24 protein-coding genes are annotated in these 24,535 nt (G+C 60.3%); 18 read left to right on the top strand and 6 right to left on the bottom strand.

What is annotated here, in order from left to right; all coding sequences use genetic code 11:
* Positions 1–184 precede the first annotated feature (184 nt).
* From asnS to G5154_RS14285, 4 genes are all read left to right on the top strand, one after another.
* Positions 185–1,585, top strand: coding sequence for an asparagine--tRNA ligase (asnS, locus tag G5154_RS14300; protein ID WP_216979129.1), 1,401 nt, complete (start codon positions 185–187; stop codon positions 1,583–1,585).
* A 110-nt stretch (positions 1,586–1,695) separates the two neighbouring features.
* A complete protein-coding gene (locus G5154_RS14295; RefSeq protein ID WP_337073584.1) occupies positions 1,696–2,451 on the top strand; it encodes an ABC transporter substrate-binding protein in 756 nt (251 codons plus the stop codon).
* Between the two features lie 373 nt (positions 2,452–2,824).
* Positions 2,825–4,168 (top strand): anaerobic C4-dicarboxylate transporter, encoded by a 1,344-nt coding sequence (locus tag G5154_RS14290; protein ID WP_421251115.1) that lies wholly within the window; start codon positions 2,825–2,827, stop codon positions 4,166–4,168.
* A gap of 174 nt (positions 4,169–4,342) precedes the next feature.
* Positions 4,343–4,999: a hypothetical protein gene (locus G5154_RS14285; RefSeq protein ID WP_421251116.1), complete on the top strand. Its 657-nt coding sequence runs from the start codon at positions 4,343–4,345 to the stop codon at positions 4,997–4,999.
* A 139-nt stretch (positions 5,000–5,138) separates the two neighbouring features.
* On the opposite strand, the gene G5154_RS14280 is transcribed toward G5154_RS14285, so the two are convergent.
* Together G5154_RS14280 and dcuC are read right to left on the bottom strand one after the other, a co-directional pair.
* Positions 5,139–6,278: a M20 family metallopeptidase gene (locus tag G5154_RS14280; protein ID WP_337073586.1), complete on the bottom strand. Its 1,140-nt coding sequence runs from the start codon at positions 6,276–6,278 to the stop codon at positions 5,139–5,141.
* A gap of 134 nt (positions 6,279–6,412) precedes the next feature.
* A complete protein-coding gene (gene dcuC / locus G5154_RS14275; RefSeq protein WP_216954209.1) occupies positions 6,413–7,789 on the bottom strand; it encodes a C4-dicarboxylate transporter DcuC in 1,377 nt (458 codons plus the stop codon).
* A 285-nt stretch (positions 7,790–8,074) separates the two neighbouring features.
* On the opposite strand from dcuC, the gene G5154_RS14270 reads away from it, so the two are divergent.
* From G5154_RS14270 to G5154_RS14235, 8 genes are all read left to right on the top strand, one after another.
* A complete protein-coding gene (locus G5154_RS14270; RefSeq protein ID WP_005344357.1) occupies positions 8,075–8,389 on the top strand; it encodes a hypothetical protein in 315 nt (104 codons plus the stop codon).
* Positions 8,390–8,705: 316 nt separating this feature from the next.
* Positions 8,706–9,056, top strand: a complete 351-nt coding sequence (locus tag G5154_RS14265; RefSeq protein WP_288726945.1) for an ArsC family reductase — start codon at positions 8,706–8,708, stop codon at positions 9,054–9,056.
* Positions 9,057–9,075: 19 nt separating this feature from the next.
* A complete protein-coding gene (gene dapE, locus G5154_RS14260) occupies positions 9,076–10,203 on the top strand; it encodes a succinyl-diaminopimelate desuccinylase (RefSeq protein ID WP_421211764.1) in 1,128 nt (375 codons plus the stop codon).
* Positions 10,200–10,889, top strand: coding sequence for a M15 family metallopeptidase (locus tag G5154_RS14255; protein ID WP_421251117.1), 690 nt, complete (start codon positions 10,200–10,202; stop codon positions 10,887–10,889). The genes dapE and G5154_RS14255 overlap by 4 nt, the downstream gene beginning before the upstream one ends.
* A complete protein-coding gene (locus G5154_RS14250) occupies positions 10,886–11,032 on the top strand; it encodes a hypothetical protein (RefSeq protein ID WP_005337933.1) in 147 nt (48 codons plus the stop codon). Before G5154_RS14255 ends, G5154_RS14250 begins: the two co-directional genes overlap by 4 nt.
* Positions 11,033–11,301: 269 nt before the next feature.
* Positions 11,302–13,029, top strand: a complete 1,728-nt coding sequence (locus tag G5154_RS14245; RefSeq protein WP_421251118.1) for a potassium/proton antiporter — start codon at positions 11,302–11,304, stop codon at positions 13,027–13,029.
* A 43-nt stretch (positions 13,030–13,072) separates the two neighbouring features.
* Positions 13,073–14,176 carry a beta-N-acetylglucosaminidase domain-containing protein gene (locus G5154_RS14240; RefSeq protein ID WP_421211760.1) on the top strand — a complete coding sequence of 368 codons (1,104 nt, stop codon included), beginning with the start codon at positions 13,073–13,075 and terminating at the stop codon, positions 14,174–14,176.
* A gap of 153 nt (positions 14,177–14,329) precedes the next feature.
* Entirely contained in the window at positions 14,330–15,538 is a 1,209-nt protein-coding gene (locus G5154_RS14235) for a cation:proton antiporter (protein WP_319920183.1), read from the top strand.
* Between the two features lie 73 nt (positions 15,539–15,611).
* Here the strand turns inward: G5154_RS14235 and G5154_RS14230 are convergent, their stop codons facing one another.
* On the bottom strand, positions 15,612–16,244 hold the full coding sequence (locus tag G5154_RS14230) for a LysE family translocator (protein ID WP_069554739.1): 633 nt from the start codon (positions 16,242–16,244) through the stop codon (positions 15,612–15,614).
* Positions 16,245–16,476: 232 nt separating this feature from the next.
* Here G5154_RS14230 and G5154_RS14225 point away from each other — a divergent pair, with 232 nt between their 5' ends.
* From G5154_RS14225 to G5154_RS14215, 3 genes are all read left to right on the top strand, one after another.
* On the top strand, positions 16,477–18,099 hold the full coding sequence (locus G5154_RS14225; RefSeq protein WP_216979139.1) for a methyl-accepting chemotaxis protein: 1,623 nt from the start codon (positions 16,477–16,479) through the stop codon (positions 18,097–18,099).
* Positions 18,100–18,274: 175 nt separating this feature from the next.
* A complete protein-coding gene (locus G5154_RS14220) occupies positions 18,275–18,805 on the top strand; it encodes a DUF1523 family protein (protein ID WP_005344342.1) in 531 nt (176 codons plus the stop codon).
* Positions 18,802–19,098, top strand: coding sequence for a winged helix-turn-helix domain-containing protein (locus tag G5154_RS14215; protein WP_005344341.1), 297 nt, complete (start codon positions 18,802–18,804; stop codon positions 19,096–19,098). The genes G5154_RS14220 and G5154_RS14215 overlap by 4 nt, the downstream gene beginning before the upstream one ends.
* Before the next feature lie 101 nt (positions 19,099–19,199).
* Here G5154_RS14215 and G5154_RS14210 read toward each other — a convergent pair whose 3' ends face one another.
* Both G5154_RS14210 and rihA read right to left on the bottom strand, forming a co-directional pair.
* Positions 19,200–19,667, bottom strand: coding sequence for a hypothetical protein (locus G5154_RS14210; RefSeq protein WP_216979140.1), 468 nt, complete (start codon positions 19,665–19,667; stop codon positions 19,200–19,202).
* A 33-nt stretch (positions 19,668–19,700) separates the two neighbouring features.
* Positions 19,701–20,636 (bottom strand): pyrimidine-specific ribonucleoside hydrolase RihA, encoded by a 936-nt coding sequence (gene rihA / locus G5154_RS14205; RefSeq protein WP_421251119.1) that lies wholly within the window; start codon positions 20,634–20,636, stop codon positions 19,701–19,703.
* Between the two features lie 256 nt (positions 20,637–20,892).
* Here rihA and G5154_RS14200 point away from each other — a divergent pair, with 256 nt between their 5' ends.
* The gene (locus G5154_RS14200; RefSeq protein ID WP_421251120.1) at positions 20,893–21,588 is read left to right on the top strand and encodes an RluA family pseudouridine synthase; all 696 of its coding nucleotides are present in this window, start codon (positions 20,893–20,895) and stop codon (positions 21,586–21,588) included.
* Between the two features lie 154 nt (positions 21,589–21,742).
* Here G5154_RS14200 and udp read toward each other — a convergent pair whose 3' ends face one another.
* Complete coding sequence (gene udp, locus G5154_RS14195; protein WP_005344336.1) at positions 21,743–22,498, bottom strand: uridine phosphorylase; 756 nt, start codon at positions 22,496–22,498, stop codon at positions 21,743–21,745.
* 392 nt (positions 22,499–22,890) lie between these two features.
* Between udp and yiaY the strand changes: the two genes are divergently transcribed.
* Both yiaY and bamE read left to right on the top strand, forming a co-directional pair.
* A complete protein-coding gene (yiaY, locus tag G5154_RS14190; protein ID WP_421251121.1) occupies positions 22,891–24,042 on the top strand; it encodes an L-threonine dehydrogenase in 1,152 nt (383 codons plus the stop codon).
* A 137-nt stretch (positions 24,043–24,179) separates the two neighbouring features.
* Positions 24,180–24,518, top strand: a complete 339-nt coding sequence (gene bamE / locus G5154_RS14185; protein WP_005344334.1) for an outer membrane protein assembly factor BamE — start codon at positions 24,180–24,182, stop codon at positions 24,516–24,518.
* Positions 24,519–24,535: the final 17 nt, after the last annotated feature.

Here is a 24,535-nt window from a genome sequence, read left to right as displayed (position 1 = left end):
GAGGGAACCCTGCTTGGGTGAACCATGCTGAAAACCCCACCAGAGTCCGACATTTTTGCTTGTTTATCAAACCCGCGCGGGTAAGATTGACGGCTTAGTCTGCCATGGTGGGCCATCTGTGCCCGGGCCAGACTCCCTAGTGTTGCAAATAGCGCTGCAAGAACAAGCTGGAGACAATATTTCGATGACGCACGCATCCGTAGTTGATGTGCTGACCGGTAAATATGCGGTTGGCACCACCCTGACTGTACGAGGGTGGATCCGGACTCGCCGTGATTCCAAGGCGGGGATCTCATTTTTGGCCATTTCCGATGGCTCCTGTTTCCATCCGGTACAGGCCGTCGTCCCCAATACCCTGGCCAATTACGAGAATGAAGTGCTGCGTCTGACCACCGCCTGCTCCGTGGAAGTGACTGGCATCATCGCCGAATCCCAGGGCAGCGGCCAGGCTTTCGAACTGCAGGCCACCGATGTGAAGGTCGTCGGCTGGGTCGAAGATCCCGATACCTACCCGATGGCCGCCAAGCGCCACAGCATCGAGTACCTGCGTGAACAGGCCCACCTGCGTCCGCGCACCAACATCGTGGGTGCCGTGACCCGGGTTCGCCACTGCCTGGCGCAAGCTATCCACCGCTTCTTCCACGAAGAGGGCTTTGTCTGGGTTGCGACCCCGCTCATCACCGCCTCTGATACCGAAGGGGCCGGCGAGATGTTCCGTGTCTCTACCCTGGATCTGGAAAACCTGCCGCGTACCGACGCCGGCAAGGTGGACTACAACGAAGATTTCTTCGGCAAAGAGGCCTTCCTGACCGTATCCGGCCAGCTGAACGCCGAAACCTATGCCTGCGCCCTCTCCAAGGTCTATACCTTCGGGCCGACCTTCCGCGCTGAAAACTCCAACACCAGCCGTCACCTGGCCGAGTTCTGGATGGTGGAGCCGGAAGTGGCCTTCAACAATCTGGAAGATAACGCCGCCCTGGCCGAAGCCATGCTGAAGTATGTCTTCAACGCCGTCCTGACCGAGCGTCGCGACGATCTGGAGTTCTTTGCCCAGCACGTAGACAAGGATGCCATCGGCCGTCTGGAGCGTTTCGTCGCCTCCGACTTCGCCCAGATTGATTACACAGATGCCATCGAAGTGCTGAAAAACTGCGGCAAGAAGTTCGAGTTCCCGGTCTCCTGGGGCATCGATCTCTCCTCCGAGCACGAACGCTATCTGGCCGAGGAGCACTTCAAGTCTCCGGTGGTGGTGAAGAACTATCCGAAAGATATCAAGGCCTTCTACATGCGCCTCAACGACGACGGCAAGACCGTTGCCGCGATGGACGTACTGGCACCTGGTATTGGCGAGATCATCGGTGGCTCCCAGCGTGAAGAGCGTCTGGAGGTACTGGATGCCCGCCTGGCCGAGATGGGCCTGAAGCAGGAAGATTACTGGTGGTATCGCGATCTGCGCCGCTACGGTACCGTGCCGCACTCCGGCTTCGGTCTGGGCTTCGAGCGTCTGGTGGTTTACGTGACCGGTATGGGCAACGTCCGCGACGTGATCCCGTTCCCGCGAACTCCGCGTACCGCCGAGTTCTGATCAGCGGCATATTGCCACTACATTGCAAAAGCCGTCCTCAGGGTCGGCTTTTTTATTACCCCCGTTATGGGTAATACTCAGAACCAATCGACACAAGGAATGGGTCGTTCATGGGATATCGTCGGCTTCTGACACTCTTGCTGCTCTGGCTCCCCCTGCAATTGCGGGCAGAACCCGTGCACCTGACCACCCTGGAGTGGCCCCCCTATACCAGCCAGCATCTCCCTGATGGTGGCCTTACCGGTCATATCGTCAAGCGTGCATTTGCCGAAGCGGGGCTGGAGGTTCAGTTTGACTTCTACCCCTGGCATCGAGCCATGTTGCTGGCATCCGATCCCGCCCAGCACTACAGCGGCTACTTCCCCAAATACTTCGCCGATGATCTGGATAAACGGTGGCATATATCCACCAGCGTGGGCAGTAGTGTGCTGGGCATGGCGCAGCAAGCCGGCCCCCCTATCCACTGGCAGCGACTCGAAGATCTCGCTTCCTACCGGATTGGGGTCGTCGCAGGTTATATCAATACCCGTGAATTTGATGCCCTGATGGCCAGCAAGCGCCTCAACACCTTTGCCGTGGACGACGATCACCTCAACCTGCGAAAATTGCAGCGCGACCGGCTCGATCTGGCCGTGATCGACCGGGATGTTTTCTACTGGCTCACCTATCACGATGACAAACTCCACCCCGAACAGCTGCAGTTCAACCCGAAGATCCTCGGGTACAAGAGCCTGCACATCATGTTCCGTCCCGATCAACAGCAACTGCAACAGCGAGTGAACAATGCGCTAGCCAGACTCGATATCAAGGAGCTGAGCGAACAGTATCAGCGTCGCTATCTGCTATCAGCACCCGCCCCCCGATGAGCAGAGTCGCAGAACACCCCATTTGTCAAAAAAGATATCTTTAACCCGTGTTTTTAAGCCTCTTCTCCCCTGACCCGGGCCTTTTTCCACAACTTCCTTACCAACGCATTCCCCATCACAACGCCTCTGGTTGCACTCTGATGGGCTGGCCCCGAGTGATACCACTTGGTGACAAAAATAATGTTTTTGTTAGTACGTGGTTTTTAAGTGGTTTAATCAAAAATTCATCGAGTTATTGAAGTAACTCAATTTTTTCACTTTTTCAGGGGAGCAGAATAGCAACTAACCCTTTTGGGCTAAATAAAACAGACAATGACAATTCATGGTTCAGGCTACCCGCGGCAACATGGGTTGAATCACACGAGGTAATGGAATGATCTTGATGGAATTTTTGGTGGTACTCGGCTGCTTGCTGCTCGGTACCCGCTTTGGTGGCATGGGGCTTGGTCTCATCAGTGGTATCGGTCTCTTCCTGCTGACCTTCGTTTTCGGTCTGGTGCCGGGCGAACCGCCGGTGCAGGTAATGCTGACCATTCTGGCGGTGATCGGTTGTGCCGCCACCCTGCAGACCGCCGGCGGTCTCAACCTGATGATGCAGGTAGCCGAGCGTCTGCTGCGCCGTCACCCGCAATACATCACTATCCTGGCACCGCTCACCACCTGGACCCTCACCTTCCTGTGCGGTACCGGCCACGTGGTCTACACCATGTTCCCCATCATCGCCGACATCGCGCTGCAGAAGAACATCCGTCCCGAGCGCCCGATGGCTGTCGCCTCCGTTGCCTCCCAGATGGCCATCTGCGCCTCGCCGGTATCGGTTGCCGTGGTCTCCATGGTCTCCATTCTGGCGGCCGGCCACGGTATCGGTCAGGCCTATGGTCTGCTCGACATCCTGATGGTCGCCATCCCCTCCTCCCTGACCGGTGTCATCGTGGCGGCCCTGTGGAGCCTGCGCCGCGGCAAGGATCTGGACAAGGACGAGGAGTTCCAGGCCAAGATCCAGGATCCGGAGCAGCGCGCCTTCATCTACGGTGGTGGCGAGACCCTGCTCAACACCAAATTCCCGAAAGAGGCCTACTGGTCTACCTGGATTTTCTTCGCCGCCATCGCAGCCGTGGTGCTGCTGGGTGCCAATGAGGCGCTGCGCCCCGTCTTCACCATCAAGGACAAGACTGGCCCGCTCTCCATGAACCTGGTGATCCAGATGATGATGCTGATCGCCGGTGCCATCATCCTGATGCGCTGCAAGGTCAAGCCGGGCGAGATCGCCAACGGCGCCGTCTTCAAGGCGGGCATGGTCGCCATCTTCTCCGTATTCGGGGTTGCCTGGATGAGTGAGACCTTCTTCCAGGCCCACATGCCGCTGCTCAAAGAGACCCTGGCCCATGTGGTACAGGCCCAGCCCTGGACCTACGCCCTGGTGCTGTTCCTCATCTCCAAGCTGGTAAACAGCCAGGCCGCCGCCCTCACCGCCATCGCCCCCATGGGTCTGGCGCTGGGTGTCGAGCCGAAGCTGCTGATCGCCTTCCTGCCAGCGAGCTACGGCTACTTCGTGCTGCCGACCTACCCGAGCGATCTGGCCTGTATCGGTTTCGACCGCTCCGGCACCACCCGCATCGGCAAGTTCATCATCAACCACAGCTTCATCATTCCGGGGCTGATCGGGGTGGTGACCTCCTGCTCGCTGGGCTTTATCCTCACCAGCATCCTGCTCTAATCGCAGCGGCGTTTACCACGCTATTGCAATACAGGCCCCCGCTTCGGGGGCCTGCTTTTTTCCCCGCTCAGTTACCTCAACCACTTCCCCGCCGCCATTTCCGGACACAATACCTTTACCTCTGCCCCCGCCGCTGGGTAGCATGCCCCCTCGTTCACCACCGGAATCTCATCCATGTCTCGCGTCATCCTGCTCTGGAGCGGTGGCAAAGATGCCATGCTGGCCCTCTGTCATGCTCGCCAAGCGGGCCATCAGCTGGTGGCACTGGCCACCTTTGCGCCGCCTGAGCCCCGATTTCTCGCTCACCCCTTGCCGCTGGTGCGCCGTCAGGCGGAAGCCCTCGGGCTGCCCCATCTGCTGGTCACCATAGAAGCGCCGTTCGATCTCGGTTATGAGCGGGCACTGGCACGGCTCAAGGAGGAGTGGCAACTCGATGGCGTGGTCACCGGCGATATCGACAGCGTGGGCGGTGCGCCTAACTGGATCCGCGAACGCTGCCAGCCGATGGGCCTCACCGTCCATACCCCGCTCTGGCAGCAATCTCGTCAAGCCTTGCTGGCGGATATGCTGGCGCGTGGCATCGTCGCCCACCTCTCCTGCGTCGATACCCGGGTGCTTTCCCCCGAGTGGACTGGACGCCCCCTTGATGCCACCACCCTCAGCGATCTGCAGCAACTGGCCGAGCACGAGGGCTTCGATGCCTGCGGCGAGCAAGGGGAGTACCACACCATGGTGACCGACGGCCCGGGCTTTGCCGCCCCGCTGCGCCTCGATGGCTGGCAGGTGACGCGGCAGGATCATCTGGCCTATCTGGCCGAGCCGCAGGGGTAACGGCCGCAAGCCATCTGGCCCGCTCACTCAGCGCGCGAAAAATCGAGATAAAAAAACAGGAGGCAACAGCCTCCCGTTTGGATTTGAGCGGACCAGTTTTGAGCGGGCCAATAACGACCCGAACAAGGGATAAACCGGCTTATTTCGCCAGCTTGCCCAGCACCCGCTGCAGCAGGCGGATGCGCGGCTCGATGCTCTCCAGCAGCAGGAACTCCGCCTCCGAGTGGAAACCGCCCCCCATGGGGCCGAAGCCATCGAGGGACGGCACCCCCGCGGCGGCGGTGAAGTTGGCATCCGAGCCGCCACCGGCCTCCAGCCAGTTGAAGGGGATCCCCTCCTCCTTGGCTGCCGCCTCCACCAGTGCCATCAGCGCCTCGGTGTCGCCACTCGGGCGCATCGCCGGCTTGAAGGTCTGGCGATCCACCTCGACCCGACAACCCGCGAGGAAGGGGTTGTTGGCCATAAAGGTGAGCCGATCGTGTACCACAGCGGCCTCTTCGTTGCTCCAGAAGCGCAGATCGACGATCGCCTCGGCAAAGTCCGGCACCACGTTGACACCGGTGCCGCCCTGTACCACGCCAACGTTCATGGTGGTGCCCGTGGTCATGTTGACCTGCTCGTTGATGGCCAGCACCCAATGAGCGAGTTCTGTAATGGCAGAGACCCCTTCGGTCAGGGCCGAACCGGCGTGGGACGCCTTGCCGTGGAAGGTGATGCGGTACTTGGCATTGCCCTTGCGGGCGCTGATGAGATCCCCGTTGGGACGGGCTGCCTCGGCCACCAGCACGCAGCCGCTCTGTTTGGCTTTTTTCACCAGCCAATCCTTGGACCAGGGGGAGCCAATCTCTTCGTCGCAGTTGTAGCAGACCAGCACCTTGAGCTTGGCAAGCAATGCCGGGTCCATCTCTTTGAGGGCATACCAGATAGAGAGCAAGCCGCTCTTCATGTCCGAAACGCCGGGGCCAAAGGCTTGATTGCCTTCGATTTTCAGCGGGCGCTTGGCCGCCGTCCCCTCGGGGAAGACGGTATCCATGTGGCCGCACAGCATCACGTCGTAGTGATCTGCACCCGGCGCATTGGTGATCTCGAGGCAGGGGCCGCACTCGGCAGCGAACTGGTGGCGAGTCACCTGCCAGCCGATGGCCTCATATTTCTCGGTCATGATGTCGGCCACTTTCGCTACCCCGGCCGGGGTGCGAGTACCGCAATCGAGGTTGATGAGCGGGGCCAAATCGGCCAGATAGTTATCGAGGGAAAACGGGCTCTTTACAACTGTCATTATCTTCTCCATGCAACAATCAGCATTGATGGCCGATCGTCTATTGCAACAATGCGACACAGTGAGAAAAAGGCGGGCAGCCATGCCACCCGCCCGACCGGTAAATTCCAAACACCACTACATAACCCACATCACTACATGAACAGCAGATAGTTGAGGGTCAGCGCCGTCACCAGCGCCCCCGCCATGGGCACGCTGGTGCGTTTGACCACGGTAAAGGGCGACACCTTGGCAATCCCCGCACAAGCGATCAGCACCGCCGCGATGGGAGAGATGGTGCGGCCGATACTGGAAGCGAGCTGCATCGGCAGCAACATGGTCACCGCAGGCACACCAAACTTGGCCGCCACCGCCGGTGCCAGGGTCGAGAAGCTCAGGAACGCCGCGTTGCCGGAGCCCATGATGACCGCCGCCACCATGATGAGGCCCACCATCACCAGGGTCATCAGGCCGCTGCCGATACCGGCATTGCTGGCAGAGTGCAGCAGGGTATCGATGGCGCCGATGGCCTTGAGAGATTCGGCAAACAGCTCGGCACAGACGATGAGCGCCACCACAGGGCCAAACACCTTGCCCATGCCATCGAGGAAGCTCGACAGCCCCGCGAATGCGGTTCGCACCGAGCGGCTACGCAGCAGCTCGCACAGCATGCCGATAAAGACCGACAGCAGCATGGCCACCTCCACGCTCATCTTGATGTCGCTCACCAGCAGCTTGGAGAAGGTCATCATCAGCACGAAGGGGATTATCGGCAGCAGGGCATACCAGGTGGGCGCCTGCACGCTCTCGGTGCCCTGCTCGTCCAGCTCGGCGTGATCGCCGCGATGGAGCGCAGGATCCCAGCCATCCTTGCGATCGCAGTGACGCTGCCAGAAGAAGTGCAGCACCATGGTCACCAGCAGCATGGGGGCCACCAGCCAGATCTGGTAGTCGACGAAATAGCTGGTCGGATCCATGCCGGATTGACCGGCGGAGAAGATGGCGTTGGTCTGGGTCGGGCCAATTTCAAACGCCTGGGAGGTGGCGATGACACCACAGGCGGAGGCCGGGCTGATGCCGAGGTTGCGCATCACCGGATACATGGTGACCATCAACAACAGGCCAAGGCCGGTGGCGGAGGTGACGAACAGGGAGACAAAGACCGCCACCAGATAACAGATGGCGAGCATCAGGTAGCTGGACTGGATGCCCGCCACCGGCTTGACCGCCACCCGCACCAGCGCCTGAGAGGCCCCGATATGGGACATGTAAGTGGCAAAACCCGCCACCGCCATGATGGTGAGGCCGAGGCCCGCCGCGCGGTAGGAGAAGATCCCCTTGAACACTTCGAACAGGTCGAACAGGGCGAAGCCGGTGCTCTTGTCAGCGGGGAGAATGGGGTGCAGCCCCAACCAGTAGGCCACTGCAAAAATGGCCATGCCCGCCAGCGCCAGCACCGCCTGCGGGTTGTAATCCTTGATGATGCCGTAGACCACGGCGACCAGAACGAGCAAGACGAATAAAAGTTCCAATATTCACTCCTGATAAATTTATCGAGGAGCGAAATCTAGTGATCTGACTACTGTTTGCCTTTGATCCCCATCAATAAAGGTGACGACATTGGGCTTTGACAGCACAATATGTTAGTCAAGTGCCAAATTTTCGTTTTTTCACCCACAGAAAAACCTTTACCATTCTCGGAAAGAGAATTGTCTGACGCGACTCCCCTCTTTTTTGCGTTGGATCAACATACGACAGCGCCGAAGTGGCGAAGATGCGCTTCGACATATAGCGACCATTTCGCGCCGGAGAGAGTTATGACAAGCCAAGCCACCGCAGGTGTCTCGACCTGCGACTACAAGCTGTGGGACATCCTCGTCGAGTCTGCAAAGGAACGCACTACCATTCGTTATTCCAAACTGGCCAAGCAGGCCGGGCTGGAACAGTGCCAGGATGAACTGCGCACCCTGCTGCAGCGCATTCGCATGTACTGCACCGAAAACAACCTGCCGATCCTCTCCGCCATCGTCGTGGACGACGTGGGCAAATACACTGGCCTCTCTTCCAGCCTGCCTGATGCACCCTGGGAACGGGCCCGGGTCTTTGACCATGAGTGGGCCCCCCTGCACTGATTGAGGTGCTTGATGATGCCAACCAAGACGCGCCCGCTGGCGCGTTTTGGCTATCTGGCGTTTGCCCTTTCTCTTTTTCTCCTGCGATAGCGGCTCTTCTCCCGCAATACCCGCCCCATCGGGCATACCCGCCGCACTGCTTCTGATCTTGATCTCAAAATCGCCGTTCAGGTGTGACCAGTTCCGGTAAAACCCGCGAGCCGGACCATCGGCGTTGCCATGGGATTGCCACAATGCCAGAATCGGGCCCTTGCACTCTGTTGATTCGGATTTTCGGGCACGGCCACGGCCAGCGCCCACAAGAGAAGGACTCCCCATGGCCATCACCCTCTATGGCATCAAGAACTGCGACACCATCAAAAAAGCCCGCAAGTGGCTGGATGAGGCCGGTATCGACTACCGCTTTCACGACCACCGCGCCGACGGCCTGAACCCGGACGATCTGGACAGCTGGCTAGCACAACTCGGCTGGGAAGCCCTGCTCAACAGCCGCGGCACCACCTTCCGCGCCCTGCCGGACGAGGCCAAACATGGACTCGATACCGCCAAAGCGCGTGCCCTGCTGCTGGAACATCCGGCCATGATCAAGCGCCCGCTGCTCGACCGTGACGGCGAACTGACTCTGGGTTTCAAGGCCGATCACTACCAATCCCTCTTCTCCCGTTAAGGACAACTAAGGACAACTGATGTCGGATGTCATCGCACTGGCCAAGGATCTGATCCGCCGCCCCTCCGTTACCCCCCTCGATGAAGGGTGTCAGACCCTGATGGCGGAGCGCCTCGCCAAACTCGGCTTTGTTATCGAGCCCATGGTGTTTGAGGACACCACCAATCTCTGGGCCCGCCGTGGCAGCGAGGGGCCGCTGTTCTGCTTCGCCGGTCACACCGACGTGGTGCCCGCCGGGCCGCTGGACAAATGGCACACCCCGCCGTTCGAGCCGACCATAAAGGATGGTGTGCTCTACGGGCGCGGCGCCGCCGACATGAAGGGCTCGCTGGCTTCCATGGTGGTGGCGGTCGAACGCTTCGTGGCCGAGCATCCGGATCACACCGGGTCCATCGCTTTTCTCATCACCTCCGATGAGGAGGGGCCCTTTATCAATGGCACCACCCGGGTGATCGACACCCTGGAGGCCCGCAACGAGAAGATCCGCTGGTGCATCGTCGGCGAGCCCTCCTCTACCGCCGTGGTAGGGGATGTGGTGAAGAACGGCCGCCGCGGCTCCATCACCGGCGATCTGCTTGTACGCGGGGTGCAGGGGCATGTGGCCTATCCCCATCTGGCTGACAACCCGATCCACAAGGCGGCGCCAGCGCTGGCCGAGCTTGCCGCGACCGTGTGGGATGAGGGTAACGCCTACTTCCCCCCCACCAGCTTCCAGATCGCCAACATCTCGGCCGGCACCGGCGCCTCCAACGTCATTCCGGGCGAATTGCAGGTGCAGTTTAACTTCCGCTTCAGTACCGAACTGACCGACCTGGATATCCGCGAGCGGGTCGAGGCGCTGCTGGATAAACATGGCCTCGATTATCAGCTGAGTTGGACCCTCTCCGGCCAGCCGTTCCTCACCGACACCGGCAAACTGTTGGCAGCGGCGGTCTCCGCCATCGAGGCGGTCAATGGCCAGCAGCCAGCCCTGCTCACCACCGGCGGCACCTCGGACGGGCGCTTTATCGCCCCCACCGGCGCCGAAGTGATCGAGCTCGGCCCGGTCAACGCCACCATCCACAAGGTGAACGAGTGTGTGAAGGCGGATGATCTGGATCTGCTGGCGGACATGTACCAAGGGGTGCTCGAGAGATTGCTGGCATGACCCAGGAACAACTGCTGGGGCTCGACGAGAGCCACCTTATGCTGGTGGGGCAAGGCCCTCATCGTCTGACCGCCGCCACCGCGGCGGTCTTCAACGACATGCAGGTAGCCGCCGCCCACGCTGGCTTCAATCTGCAACCGGCCTCCAGCTGGCGCAGCTTTGATCGCCAGCTCGCCATCTGGAACGGCAAGTGGCGCGGCGAACGGCCACTGCTCGATGCCAACAGCCAGCCCATCGATGCCCTGCAACTGAGTGACGAGGCGCGGCTGCACGCCATTCTGCGCTGGAGCGCCCTACCGGGCACCAGTCGCCACCACTGGGGTACCGATCTCGACATCTACGACCCGGACTGCCTGCCCGCCGACACCAAGCTGGCGCTGGAACCCTGGGAGTATGAGGCCGGGGGCTGGTTTGCAGATCTCAGCGAGTGGCTAAACGACCATATGAGCGACTTTGGCTTCTTCCTCCCTTATGCCAAACCGGTCGGGGCGGGGAGCGGGGTCGCTTACGAGCCCTGGCATATCAGCTTCGGGCCCGAGTCCCGTGCGCAACGGCTCGACCCGACGACGCTGGCACTTTGCCTGCAACAGGCGGATATTGAAGGCAAGGCGACCATATTGGCCAACCTTGATGAAATTTTGGACCGTTATGTCACCACCAGTCCTGACGAAAGGAAAATCCCATGAATCTCTGGCTGTGGATAGGGTTGCCGCTGCTGTTCCTGCTCGGGCTGTTTCTCAATGCCATCAAAGACATGAAACGGCTGGAGAAACAGTTGCCCAACTACAAGGACAAGATCCGCGAAGTAAAGGATGACGAGGACGACTGAGTCCCGCTCCATCCCGTGGGGAGCGCCCTTGTGCTCCCCTCTTCCTCTGCCGTGTCATTTCGCTTTTCCCCGCCCGCTCCTCCCTGCGCATCCCGATATCGATGCACCTTTTACACTGCTTTCGTTAACCCCGTCACAGTCAGAATATGGCGTGGCCATGAGGCAAAAAATGTAAAAAAGTGCAAATTGATGCACAAATAAGCCACACAAAGGGGACCTAACTGCATATAATGTGCCTACTTTGCACATTACCAAGAAGGAGTTCGCCCTTGGATGCCGCTACCATCAACAGTTTCTTTCTTGTCGCTGCCCTGTTGGTGGGAGCCAGCGTACTGTTGAGCGCACTCTCTTCCCGCCTCGGCATTCCCATTCTGGTCATTTTCCTCGCCGTCGGCATGCTGGCGGGTGAAGATGGTCCAGGTGGCATCCACTTCGCCGACTACTCCGTCGCCTATCTGGTAGGCAACCTGGCGCTAGCCATCATTCTGCTTGACGGCGGCATGCGCACCCGGGTCTCCTCGTTTCGGGTGGCACTCTGGCCAGCCTTGTCGCTGGCCACGGTCGGGGTGGCCATCACCACCGGCCTGACGGGTCTGGCCGCCGCCTGGCTGTTTGACCTCAACCTGATGCAGGGGATGCTGATCGGAGCCATCGTCGGCTCCACCGATGCGGCGGCGGTCTTCTCCCTGCTCGGCGGGCGCAGTCTCAACGAGCGGGTGAGCGCCACCCTGGAGATAGAGTCAGGCAGCAACGACCCCATGGCGGTGTTTCTCACCGTCACCCTGATTGAGGTACTTGCAACCGCCCAGCAGGGGCTGGATGCGGGCTTCCTGCTGCTACAACTGGTCAAGCAGTTTGGCCTTGGTGCCGGGATCGGCCTTGGCGGCGGCTGGCTGCTGTGGCGCCTCATCAACACCGCCCGCCTGGCCCCGGGGCTCTATCCGCTGCTCACCGTCAGCGGCGGCCTGCTCATTTTTGCCCTCACTACTGCCGTAGGCGGCAGCGGCATTCTTGCCATCTACCTCACAGGTCTGTTGCTCGGCAACCTCTCCCTGCGCAGCCGTAGCACAACCCTGTCGGTACTGGATGGACTCACCTGGCTGAGCCAAATCGGCATGTTTCTGGTGCTGGGGCTGCTCGCATCGCCCCACAAGCTGCTACCCATCGCCCTGCCCGCACTGGCGCTGGCAGCCTGGATGATCCTGTTTGCCCGCCCGGTGTCGGTCTGGATTGGGCTATTGCCGTTCAAGAACTTCGCCCCGCGCGAGCGCTGGTTTATCTCCTGGGTTGGCTTGCGCGGCGCCGTGCCGATCATTCTGGCGGTGTTCCCCATGATGGCAGGACTGCCCAATGCCCAGCTCTACTTCAACGTCGCCTTCTTCGTGGTGCTGGTCTCGCTGATTTTGCAGGGTAGCTCGCTGCCGCTGGCATCAAAACTGGCACGGGTCGAAGTTCCGGCACCACCGTCACCCATCAATCGCTCAGGGCTCGAGATCGATCTCGACAGCCAGTGGGAGACCTTCGTCTACCAGCTGGGGGAAGATAAGTGGTGTATCGGCTCGCCGCTGCGGGATCTGCAGATGCCTGCCGGCACCCGGATCTGTGCCCTGTTTCGTGGCCGCGAGCTGCTCCACCCCTCGGGCAGTACCTGTCTGCAGGCCGATGACATTCTCTGCGTGATCGGTCACGAACGTGACCTCCCCGCCCTCGGCCAGCTGTTCAGTCAGGCGCCGGAGCAAGATCTCGGCCCCCGCTTCTTCGGTGACTTCCTGCTGGAAGCAGCGGCACGGCTGGTGGATCTCGCCCCTCTCTACGGGCTGGATGTGAGCGAGGTGGCGGATCAGACACTGGGTGATTTTATTGCCAGCCAGTTGGGCGATAATCTGGTGGTCGGTGACAACATCGAATGGCAGGGCCTGATCTGGACCGTGGCCGAAATGGACGAGAGCGTGCCGAGCAAAATCGGGGTGCGCTTTCAGGAAGAGGACCCGGTCTGACCGACCGTCCCGTATCAAGTCCCCAGCAAGAAGGGAGAGCGTTATGCCATATCAAAGTTTGCTGTCCGGCCCCCTCCCCCCAGCTGCCAATCTGGGGGTCATTGAAGGTTTTTTTGGCAAGGGATGGAGCTGGCAGGCCCGCGCCCGCTACGCACAGTGGCTGCCACGCCACGGTTACGGCTTCTATATCTATGCACCGAAAGAGGATGGCTATCTGCGCAAGCACTGGGCCCTCCCCTGGCCCGAGCAGCAGCTGGCGGATCTCGCCGAGCTGGCGCGCCAGTGCCGCGCCAACGGGCTCGCCTTCGGGGTGGGCTTAAGCCCCATGGGGGCCCATCACGACTACGATCGCAAACGCCCGGCGCTGCTTGAGAAAGTGCGCCTCATCGACGAGATGCTCCAGCCCGATATCCTGGCGGTGCTGTTTGACGACATGAAGGGGGATACCCCGGATCTGGCCCGTCACCAGCTCACCATCGCCCACGATATCGCGGCCCACAGCAAGGCGACCCGCCTCATCTTCTGTCCCAGCTACTACTCGACCGATCCGGTGCTGGAGAAGGTGTTTGGCGCCATGCCTCCCCGCTATCTGGAGGAGCTTGGCGAGCAACTCGACCGCCGTTTCGAGATCTTCTGGACCGGCCCCAAGGTCTGCTCCAGCGAATATCCGGCCAGCCACCTCAAGCAGGTGACCGACCTGCTCGGCCGCAAGCCCTTCCTTTGGGACAACTACCCGGTTAACGATGGCAGCAAGGCGAGCAGCTACCTGCACCTGCGCGCTTTCGAGAACCGCCCCGCCGAGCTGGCGGAGCTGGTCTCTGGCCATGCGGTCAACCCGATGAAGCAGGCGGCGCTCTCCGCCCTGCCCCTCGCTACCCTGCCAATGAGCTACCGACTCGGCAAGCAGTACGACCCCGGCAAGGCGCTGCACGCCGCCCTCAACGCCACCTGTGGCCCGCAGATCTCGGCGATGATCGAGGCCGACCTGCCGCTGTTTCAGGACATAGGGCTGGCCCAACTGACCCCTGAGCAGGTGGCCCATCTCAAGGCCCGCTACCTGCCGTTTCGCGACCAATCCTGTGTCGACGAAATCGTGCGCTGGCTGGACGGGGAGTATGTGTTCGACCCCGACTGTCTGACCGATTGATCTGCCTCGGCAGGCGTGATGGGCACAGCCACTCTGGACAAGGTGTGCGCACAGTTACGGCAACGAAGAGTTAATCACTGAGAATATCGGGCATAACCCGGGGCCAGGATGGCAGTTAAACAGCCCTGACAAGATGGTTTCAAGGGAGCTTGTATGGATACACATCTGCTTTACCAGAATCTGGCGGTGATCGCCGCCTTCTTGCTGATCTACAGCCTGATCGCGGGGCGCTTCGAATCAAAACTGGTCAACGGCCCCCTGCTCTTTCTGCTGACCGGCTGGTTGCTGGGGCCTGGCGGGCTGGAGCTGCTCTCCCTCTCTATCGACAGTGACGGCATCAAGCTGCTGGCCGAGCTGACGCTGGTTATCGTGCTGTTCAACGATGCCGCCAACACCAACTGGCAAGTATTGCTGGCCAACCGGCAGCTCCCCATCCGGCTGCTGATGATCGGCCTGCCTCTTACCCTGCTCTGTGGCGCCCTATTTGGTCACTGGATCTTCCCCGACCTGCCACTGCTGGAGATGGCTATCCTCTCCACCATTCTTGCCCCCACGGATGCGGCGCTCGGCAAGGCGGTGGTAAGCAACCCGGCCGTACCGGCACCGGTGCGTGAAGGGCTCAATCAGGAGAGTGGCCTCAACGACGGCATCTGCGTACCGGTGCTGCTTCTGCTGCTGGCTCTTATTGCCCCCACCGAACAGCATGCAGGCACCGCCACTCTGGCCCTCACCCTGATGCTGGAGGAGATCGGCATTGGCCTCCTGGTCGCTTATGTACTGACCAGCCTCACTATCCGGCTGCTGAAAATCTCCTATCTCAACGGCTGGCAACTGCCGCTCTGGCGCCAGCTCACCATGCCGGGGCTGGCCCTGCTCTGCTTTGCGCTGGCCCAGACTCTCGGAGGGAGCGGCTTTATCGCCGCCTTCGTTGGTGGCCTGCTAATGGGACGCCGCCTGGGCGAGCACAAGCACGCCTATATGGACAGCTGCGAAGGCTACGGCGACCTGCTCTCCGTGGTGATCTGGATGGTGTTTGGTGCCACCCTGATGCCCATCCTGCCCGAGCTGCTGCACTGGCAATACTGGCTCTATGCCATTGCCAGCCTCACCCTGCTGCGGATGGTGCCGGTCTGGCTGAGCCTCATCGGCACCGGCCTCAAGCCCGAGCTCAAGCTCTTTATCGGCTGGTTCGGGCCGCGGGGCCTTGCCAGCATCGTCTTTGCGGTGATGGTGCTGCAAAACCAGCCTGCCCTTATCGGCCAGCGGCCCATCATCGCCACTGTGCTCTGCACCATCATATTGAGCGTCGTCCTGCACGGCCTCACCGCCAACCCCTGGGTCGAGCGTTTCAAACCGCGCTGAGCCACCCTGCGCCCATTAAAAATGCCACCGACCGGTGGCATTTTTCTTTGGTGGCATGGGTCACTGACGGCTCTTAACCGAGCGCCAGCCAGACCCCCACTCCCAACATCAGGGTACCGGCGATGCGGTTCATCAGGGTGACGTTGCCGCTCTTGGCGAGGAAGTGGCGCAGGGTACGACCGCCGCTGGCGTAGAGCAGCAGGCAGGAGAATTCGATGACCAGGATCAGCGCCACCAGCGCGCTGATCTGCGGCGCCATCGGCTTGTCGGCGGAGATAAAGGGGGGCAGCAAGGAGATCATAAAGGCCCATCCCTTTGGGTTGGCAATGGCGGTGACAAAGCCCTGCACCGCCAGCCCCATGGCGCTGGTCTGCTGACCGGCCGAGAGATCCGCCGGAATGGCCATCTTCCCCTTGGCCTGCCACATCTGGATACCTAGCCACACCAGATAGGCGCCCCCTACGTATTTAAAGGCGGCGAAGATCCCCGGATAGTTGAGCATGATGGCAGCGACCCCGATCACCGACAGCACCGAGACCAGGCCGACGCCGATCAGCTCCCCCCACATCATGTGCAGGGTGCGACGCACACCCAGGCTCATCCCCAGCGTCATCGACAGGGTCATGCACATGCCGGGGGTCACCGAGACAAAGAAAAAGGTCGGAATAAACAGAGCCAGAATGGCCGGATCGATCCAGCTGGACACAGCACACCTCCATATGACGAGAGCGAGAAATCACGAAAACGGGACAGGGTTGACACAACCCGGCCAGTTGTACCACATATTCAGGGGATTAAGCGCTCAATCATGCCTATATGGTGCCTTTCGCACAAGGAAAAACCTTTTCTTCAGCAAATTTCAGCAATAAAAGACTGTGACAGCTCCTGACGTAGATGTGTAATATGTCAGCTCCTCCCATTTCGGATTAGAGCCATTTATGTCATTGAATAATCTATCAATACGTGTCCAGGTCCTGATACCGCTGCTGCTGGCCAGCCTGCTGATGATGGTAATGATCGCCATCAGTAAACAGGGGCTGGACGATGCCATCCGTGACATAGATGAGACGACCCAGAGCGTAGTCCGGCACAAGGACGATATTGCCACATTGATCCACACCACCTACCGGCTGCGCACCAGCGCCATCTATGGCCTGTACGATGCCAAGCTGTTTGCCGCACTGCCCGCGAACCTCAACAGCGCCGAGCAGGAGATCAATGCCATCCTCGGTCGCTTGGTTGTCCCCGGTGCCGAGCAGGATAACCGTCAGGTCGCTGCAGCCCTGCAGGCCTACCTCAGCCACACCCGAAATAATATGCTGCCGTTACTGGCAGAAAAGCATCAGGGAGGTGGCGATCCGGTCGCCTACGAGGCGGCCCGCCTCCATTTCCGCGAACTGGGTGAGCAGCTGATCAAACAGATCGACAGTATGTCAGCCCACATCAACCAATTGATCCAGCAAGAGCTGGCCGAAGAGCAGGCTCACTATGACGCCACCCTGCTACGTACCCTGCTGCTCACCGCTGGTACCCTGCTGGCGGCGCTGATCTGCGGCTGGGTCCTCTCCGGTCGCATCGTCAGCCCCATCGGTCAGCTGCAAGAGGTGATGCACGCCGTGGCGCAAGGGCGCTTCAACGTGCGCGCCAAAGCGGAGGGCAACAACGAGCTGACCCGTCTGGCCAAAGATATCAACCTCACTCTGGGGCAACTTGGTAGCACCATCGAGAACCTGACCGGGATCAGCAACAGCGTCGCCTCCGCCGCCACCGAGCTGGCCGCCGTGATGACCCAGTCCGAGGCCAATGCAAAGCAGCAGCACAGCGAGATCGAACAGGTCGCCTCCGCCGTGACCGAACTCTCCAGCACCGCTGACAACGTCAACCACAACGCCGCTATCGCCGATGAGCTGGCGCGGGAGGCCAATGGCAGGGTTGAACAGGGGCTCGCCCTCTTTACCGAAAGCATCGCAGCCAACAGCCGGATGGCAGGCAGCCTGGAAGATGCCGCCGCCATCGTAGCCCAGCTCAAATCCCAGTCCGAGCAGATCGGCAAGGTGATTGAAGTGATCCAGGGGATCTCCGAGCAGACCAACCTGCTGGCGCTCAATGCTGCCATCGAAGCGGCCCGTGCCGGCGAAACCGGACGCGGTTTTGCCGTCGTCGCCGACGAAGTGAGAATGCTGGCAGCCCGTACCCAGGACTCCACCAAGGAGATCCAGGCCATCATCGAGCGGCTGCAGAGCCAGTCCCAATCCGCCAACAACGGCGTGCAGGAAACCCTGGAGATCCTCGGTCATAACCAACGCCTGTCAGCTCAGGTGCAGGATCTGCTGAGCGGCATTACCGGTGCAGTACGCCAGATCAACGACGCCAACGCCCAGGTCGCCACTGCCGCCGAGGAGCAGTCCTGCGTCACTGCCGACATCAACCGCAACATCACCAATATTCACGAGATCGTGAGCCAGAGCTCCGCCGGCATCAGCCAGAGCGCCTGTGCCAGCAACGAACTCTCGCAGCTCGCCGAACAGCAACGCAAGCAGCTGGCCCAATTCCAGCTGTAAGCGCACAACGTGGATCAGACAAAAAGGCCCGCAAGGGCCTTTCTTGTTGATGGTGCAATGGCTTTGTCTCTGTTTTAAACGCCATTTTTTGGCTTGCGGAGCCATAAGGGGCTGGGCTGAGGGGGCAAATGTGAGTATGGTAGAGGCACGTCACTTCCCCTCACGTGAGAACACCATGAGCCTGAGATTCAAGAAACCCGCCTTTATTGCCCTTGGGCTCATCGCCCTCATTTCTGCCGCCTGGCTCGACTACTACCTGCCAGAGCACACCATCGCCACCATCACCGGGGTCGAGGTGAAGCGCACCGACAAGGATGGTCCCATCAGCCAGAAGAACCCGGCTGACGGCCCGACCACCGACGTCTACTACATCTATACCGAACGCCCCGGCGAGAAGATCCGGGTGTTCAGAAATGAGGATACCGAGTGGGGCTGGCCCTTCTACTTCAAGTTCAACGCCGCCGACGTGCAGGCCAAGGCCAAGTCGATGGAGTTTGAAAAGCGTCTGGCCATCATTACTTCCTACGGCTGGCGCATCAACATGTTCTCCATGTTCCCCAACGTCACCAAGATTGAGAGTACCGAGCCTGATGCTTCCACCTGGAGCTTCTTCCGCTGGTTCTGGTTCGGTCTCTGGGCACTGGTGATGGGCAAAGCCGCCATCGCAACCTGGCGCTACTTCGATCGTCTTGAGGACGAGATATGAGCGAGCCGAGCAAGACCCGCACCAGCTTCTACCGGCGGCTCTACGTGGCATGGCTGATCAGTCAGGGCACGGATACGGTGCCCGCCATCATGGAAGCGACCGGCATGCCACGCCGCACCGCGCAGGATACTCTAAGCGCGCTGGCCGAACTCGATATCAGCTGCGCCTTCGAGCAGACCGAGGGGGCGCGCCACCTGCAGGGGCACTACCGCATCAGCGACTGGGGCCCCATCAATCCGGCGTGGATCAAGGCCCAGCTGCCGCTTATCAAAGAGACGCTGAGCTATCCCTGATCCGGGAACTGCTCTGCAATCACACCCAGCGTTGAATTAAAGAGGGGCCAGCCGGCAAGGCTGGCCCCTCTTTTTTCAGGCCGATGGTGTGGTAGGTTGCCCTACTCGGGCAATGCCGAATCCTCAAGCTCCCCGTCAGACTCGCCACGGGTGCAGTCGATGATGGATCGCTTGGGGTTGTTGGGGTCGCGCAGCAGCAGGGGCGCCACACCCTCGTCATGCTTCTGCTCGTCGCCAAACTCGCTGCCGTAGGCGTTATGGGTCAAGCGGCGGGCGTTGGCGATGGGGGTATCGACAAACAGGGCGTGCACTTCGAAGCTGGAGGCGGGCACGATAAAACCGACCACCGGCAGGCCGTGCAGCTCCTCGTGCACCTTGTACCAGGCAAAGCCGTCGCTCACCTTGTAGGGGGTGTAATTGGCCAGTTGTAGATTGGCGGCCCTGCCCGTCTCATTCACATAGAGATCGGTAAATTCACAGGTCGCCAGCCCCTGCCACATCCGCTCGAATGGCGTCGCACAGCCTGTCAGTTGCAACCCGGCCAGCAGCGCCAAGCCTCTCTTCCACATTCCCCGCCCCTTCTTGCAAAAATGAACCGGCGCTCAGTCAAACGCCCGCAGCCGCGTCACCAGCAGATCGATAAAGCCCGGACGATCCAGCCCCAACAATACCAGCGCATTGGCTGGCTTGCCGGTCAGACCATAACGATCCACCACCGTCATCCCCACGGTATGCTCCCCCCGGGTCTCGATATCGACCCGGCACTCGACCCCGTGGAACAGCTCGGGAGCCAGCAACCAGGCAATGGTACAGGGGTCGTGCAGCGGCGCGCCAGCAAATCCCCACTTGGGGTCCCGATGGTAGATCATGAAAAAATCGAGCAGACCGGCCACACACTGGGCCACCGGATTGGTGATGGCGCGTACCCGTTCGATATCCTCGTCCATCACCTGCGCCTCATGGGTCACATCGAGGCCACACATGGTGATGGGGATACCCGACTTGAACACCATATCGGCCGCTTCCGGGTCCACATAGATATTGAATTCCGCCGCCGGCGTCCAGTTGCCGGCCCCTGCGGCGCCCCCCATCAGCACGATACGGGCGATCTTGGGTTTGAGCTCGGGGTGGGCCGCCAGCAGCAGGGCGATGTTGGTGAGCGGGCCGGTCGGCACCAAAGTCACGGGCTCCGGGCTCTCGCGCAGACATCTGGCCATCAGCTCGATCCCCGTCATCCCCTGCGGCGCAAAGGCGGGATCCGGCAGTTTGGGGCCATCGAGGCCCGATTCGCCATGGACGTTGTCGGCAATAATCAACTCGCGGGCCAGCGGTTTCGGCGCCCCAGCCGCCACCGGAATATCATCCCGTCCCAGCAAGGTAAGGATGCGCAGGGCATTGTTGAGGGTCTTGTCCGGTGTCTGGTTGCCCGCGCTCGTGGTGACCGCCAGCACCTCAAGTTCAGGGCTGGCCAGCGCCAGAATGAGGGCAATGGCGTCGTCGTGGCCGGGATCACAATCGAGAATAACGGGCAGTGCCATGGAAAGGGTCCTTACAACATAACAGGGAGCCATACCTTAACAAGCAAGCTTCGGATGAACTCGGGAAGGGGTCACAAAACGGGGCCTTGTTGGTGACCAAGGCGGTTTGTAATGCACACCGTCCCGCTCAACGCGGCTCATTATCAATAGGTTGCGTGGCGTCATCCCGTTCATTTTCCGAGGTCGCGCACCGCCCATTCGCCCGGCCGCACCGGTTCAGGTATGATCGCTCCCCCGTTTTCTGCCCGTGCCCCCTATGTCCGTTATCGTCGACACCTTTATCGCCCCGCCCTGCAAGGCCGCCATCGAAATCCTGTTCGAGGATGAGCACCTGCTGCTCATCAACAAGCCGAGCGGCCTGCTGAGCCTCTCGGGCAAAAATCCGCAGAACCTCGACTCGGTGCACTATCGACTGGTGCAGGATTACCCAGGCTGTACCCTGGTGCACCGCCTCGATTTTGGTACCTCAGGCATCATGGTGGTGGCCAAAAACAAGGCCATCAACGCCCAGCTCTGCCAGCAGTTCAGCCAGCGGGCGGTGAGCAAGGCCTACAGCGCCCTGCTGTGCGGCCATCTGATTGACGACGAAGGAGTTATCAACGCCCCTATCGCCAAGGATCCAGCGATCTTTCCGCTGATGAAGATCTGCGCCGCCAGCGGCAAACCCGTCCGCTCCCGCTATCAGGTGATTGAGCGGCTGGCGCAGCAGATACAGGGACAGACAGTGCCACTGACCCGGGTACGACTGGTGCCGGAGACCGGCCGCACCCATCAGCTGCGCATCCACAGCCAGCTGCTGGACCACCCAATCCTCGGCTGCGATCTCTATGGTGGCCTGCTGCCACCTGGCTGCGAGCAAGCACCGCGGCTGATGCTCCATGCCAGCGAGCTGGATTTTGTACATCCGGTGAGCGGTGAGCCGATGCAGATCCGCTGTGCCGCCCCTTTTTAGAGGCAATGGGTAGAGGCCGTCAGTAGATGGCAATAAACGCGAGTTTGGCGGGATCAGTGAAAGGCGTGACGGGAGAGGAAAAGCGGTAAACGGTGGATAAAGATAGGGGCCGTGCTTTCGCAACGGCCCCCACCCCCCACTCTTTGTGGTGCTATCAGATCAGCTTGCGGGCAGCGCCCAGTACGATCTTGATGGCATCAGATTCGGTCTTCGCCATGGTTTCGGCGTTCGGGATCTCTTGCTGGGTACGGTTGACGATAACGCCAGCTACCATACCGGCACGCAGGCCCTGGCTGGAGCACATGGTCAGCAGGGTTGCAGATTCCATCTCATAGTTCAGCACGCCCATGGCTTGCCACTCTTTCATGGAACCCTGGAAACGGCTCACTACGCGGCCGGATACGGTGTCGTAACGCTCCTGACCCGGGTAGAAGGTATCGGAAGAGGCAGTCACACCGATGTGCAGCTTGGAGCCCATCTCTTTGGCGGTGTTGACCAGCGCGGTGGTGCAGTCGAAGTCGGCAACCGCCGGGAACTCCATCGGTGCAAAGTGCAGGCTGGCACCGTCGAGGCGCACGGAACCGGTAGTGACGATCACGTCACCCACGTTCAGGTGCGGCTGGATGGCGCCGGTGGTGCCGATACGCAGGAAGGTGTTGATACCCAGCTGGGCCAGCTCTTCTACCGCGATGGAGGTGGACGGGCCACCGATACCGGTAGAGCAGATGATCACGGCCTTGCCGTCCATCTCGCCGCGCCAGGTAGTAAATTCGCGATGGCTGGCCAGGTGCACCGGGTTATCCAACAGCTCTGCGATACGCTTCACGCGCTCGGGGTCACCGGGGACGATCGCCAGGGTGGCGCCTTGCAGATCCGCTTTCTTCAAACCCAAGTGAAATACATCAGACATATTGGACTCCTGGTTGCCCCCTGCCAGCATGGTCAGGGCACAAGTTAAGATGATTCTTTATGATACTTTCAAGCCTTTACCCCCCTCTTCGGGGAGGCGCCAACTATGGTCGAAAGCGCTTTCCAATTCCTTGAAGCGCCTCACACTTCCACGCATTGACAGTCACAAACTCCACGCAAAACGTTTGCTAACCTGATGAATTAATTGAAAAACGTTTTTCTTCCCATGAACGGGCAATAGCGCTTGTCAATCCCTGTCTGGCCCCATGTTTCCGGTACGTGATCGAGTCCATAAAGTTGTAAAGCAGATACCATTGACCCCTTTCCATCCCCTCTGACGATGTTATGTTGGCGCCAAACTACCACTTAATGGCTAACCACAGGGAGTCCATCATGGCTACATTCAAATTCTATATTCCCGCAATCAACCTGATGGGTGCCGGCTGTCTGCAAGAGGCCGCCGCCGATATCAAAGGTTACGGCTATCGCAAGGTGTTGATCGTTACCGACAAAATTCTCAACCAGATCGGCGTGGTCGCCAAGCTCACCACCCTGTTGGCTGAACATGGCATTGAAAGCGCAGTTTTCGATGAGACCAAACCCAACCCCACCACCAGCAACGTCGAAGCGGGTCTGGCGATGATCAAGGCCAACGGCTGCGACTGCGTCATCTCGCTGGGTGGCGGCTCGCCCCACGACTGTGCCAAGGGCATCGCGCTGGTGGCCGCCAATGGTGGCAGCATCAAGGATTACGAAGGGGTGGATCGCTCCGCCAAGCCGCAGTTGCCGCTTATCGCCATCAACACCACCGCCGGTACCGCCTCCGAGATGACCCGCTTCTGCATCATCACCGACGAGGCCCGCCACGTGAAAATGGCCATCATCGACAAGCACGTTACCCCGCTGATGTCGGTCAACGATCCCGAGCTGATGCTTGCCAAGCCGGCTGGTCTCACCGCCGCCACCGGCATGGATGCCCTGACCCACGCCATCGAGGCCTATGTCTCCACCATCGCCACTCCGGTAACCGATGCCAGCGCCGTGATGGCCATCAAGCTGATTGCCAAGCACCTGCGCACCGCCGTTCACCACGGCGATGATCTGCACGCCCGCGAGCAGATGGCCTATGCCCAGTTCCTGGCCGGCATGGCCTTCAACAACGCAAGCCTGGGCTATGTGCACGCCATGGCCCACCAGCTGGGCGGCTTCTATGACCTGCCCCACGGTGTCTGCAACGCCGTGCTGCTGCCCCACGTTCAGGCGTTCAACGCCCAGGTTAGCGCGGCTCGTCTGAAGGATGTCGCCCGCTACATGGGGGTGGACGTGAGCGCCATGAGCGACGAGCAGGGCGCCGCCGCTGCCATTGCCGCCATCAAGCAGCTGGCGCTGGATGTGAAGATCCCGGCCGGGCTGGAGCAGCTCGGCGTCAAGGCCGATGACTTCGATACCCTGGCCAGCAACGCCCTGAAAGATGCCTGTGGCTTCACCAACCCGAAACAGGCGAGCCACGAAGAGATCGTCGCCATCTTCCGCGCTGCAATGTGATTGTTGCCTGATTGCCAGAAAGGGTCGCAGTGCGACCCTTTTTATTGGCTGATGGATCAATGGCTTTTTACTTCCGTGGAGGGAGTCGGTATGATTTGCCGAGCCAAAAAAGACTGTATGGATGATCTGAACTCGATATGCGGATGAAACACCTGATTGCCGCGGCCTTGACCGCCCTCACCCTCTCCGGTTGCAGCCTGGTCTATCGTATCGATATTCCCCAGGGCAACTATGTGGAACAAAAACAGGTCGACAAACTGCGCCAGGGGATGACCCGCGAGCAGGTCAGCTATGTACTGGGAACCCCCATGCTGCGTGACGGCTTTGATCCCAACACCTGGTACTACCTCTATGAGTTCCAGCCGGGGCGCGGTGAGAAAGAGCGCAAGGAGCTCACCGTCACCTTCGCCAATGACAGGCTGACCACAGTGACGGGTGACTTCCCGCTGCCAGCAGCTTTCAATACCCCGCTCTGATATACCGCAAAACCGGC

The organism is Aeromonas sp. 600527, from assembly GCF_049175415.1.
Classification (GTDB): Bacteria; Pseudomonadota; Gammaproteobacteria; order Enterobacterales; family Aeromonadaceae; genus Aeromonas; species Aeromonas veronii_A.
The sequence above is the reverse complement of the archived record's forward strand: the minus strand, read 5'-3'. Positions and strand labels throughout refer to the sequence as shown.